This is a genomic window from Paracoccus sp. MKU1, assembly GCF_001447385.1.
GTDB lineage: Bacteria > Pseudomonadota > Alphaproteobacteria > Rhodobacterales > Rhodobacteraceae > Paracoccus.
Genome location: NZ_LLWQ01000128.1, coordinates 1 through 1,015, shown reverse-complemented (window position 1 = coordinate 1,015; position 1,015 = coordinate 1). Strand labels below are relative to the sequence as shown.

The 1,015-nt window shown below is 66.6% G+C and carries 2 protein-coding genes and 1 pseudogene; all 3 read right to left on the bottom strand.

All coding sequences use genetic code 11. The features are described 5' to 3' along the window. On the bottom strand, nucleotides 1-555 hold a 555-nt coding region (gene trbL, locus AQY21_RS08495; RefSeq protein ID WP_065169910.1), incomplete at its 3' end, for a P-type conjugative transfer protein TrbL. Between the two features lie 3 nt (nucleotides 556-558). Then, nucleotides 559-849 (bottom strand): putative entry exclusion protein TrbK-alt, encoded by a 291-nt coding sequence (gene trbK-alt, locus AQY21_RS08490; RefSeq protein WP_058097268.1) that lies wholly within the window; start codon nucleotides 847-849, stop codon nucleotides 559-561. A gap of 9 nt (nucleotides 850-858) precedes the next feature. Further along, nucleotides 859-1,015, bottom strand: a pseudogene (locus tag AQY21_RS29695) (P-type conjugative transfer protein TrbJ); the annotation flags it as partial.

The window sequence follows — 1,015 nt, the reverse complement described above, 5'->3', positions numbered from 1 at the left end:
GAGGCCGAAGGGGATGAGCACGAAGCCCGCGAGCGTGGTGAGCTTGAACTCGATCAGTGTGACGAAGAGCTGCACGGCGAGGATGAAGAAGGCGAGGATCACCAGCGCCCAGGCGAAGAACAGGCAGAGGATCTGGATAAGGTTCTCGAAGACCGCCACCCAGCCCATCAGGTCGGAGATGGATTCCAGGAGCGGCCGGCCGGCATCGAGCCCGGTCTGGGCGACGCGGCCGGGGCGCATGAGATCGGCGGCAGAGAACCCGGTGCCGGAGGCCATCAGCCCGAGACCGGCGAAACTGTCGAAGACGATGCGGGCGAGACTGTTCCAATTGGTGATCAGGTAAGCGAAGACGCCGACGAAGATGGTCTTCTTCACCAGCCGCGCCAAAATATCGTCCTCGGCGCCCCAGGCCCAGAACAGCGCGGCGAGGGTCACGTCGATGACGATCAGGGTGGTGGCGATGAACGCCACCTCGCCGCCAAGCAGGCCAAAGCCGGAGTCGATATAGCTGGTGAAGACCGCCAGGAAATTGTCGATGACCCCGGACCCGCCCACGATCTATTCTCCCTTGGTGGACGAAGCCGGGGAGACCGGCTCAACGGTCCGCCCGAGAAAACGGTCGCGGGTCTCGGCCCAGATCGCCAGGCATTCGGCATCCTCCGCCGCAGCCTCGCCCATCCGCTGGCATCGGCGCTGGCCCTCGCGCAGCGGATCCTCCGCATGTGGCTGACTCTGCCGCCCGGGCAGGACCGGCAGGTCACCGCTCCGTTCCATCCGGATCAGGGTCACGGTCATGACGATCGCCAGGAACAGGATGGCAATCAGCCGAGCCATCGCCTTGCCCTCCATGGTTGCGCCTCAGTTGTTGAACATCCGGGCATTGCCGGGCCGGTAGCCGGCGCCGGGTGTCAGGAAGCGCTGGCGCTGAATCCGGCCCTGCTCGGCGGCCGCAGCCCGCTCGGCCTCGCTCAGCGCCTCGGCGCGGCCGGTTGCGGCGAGGAGCGCGGTCAGGTCG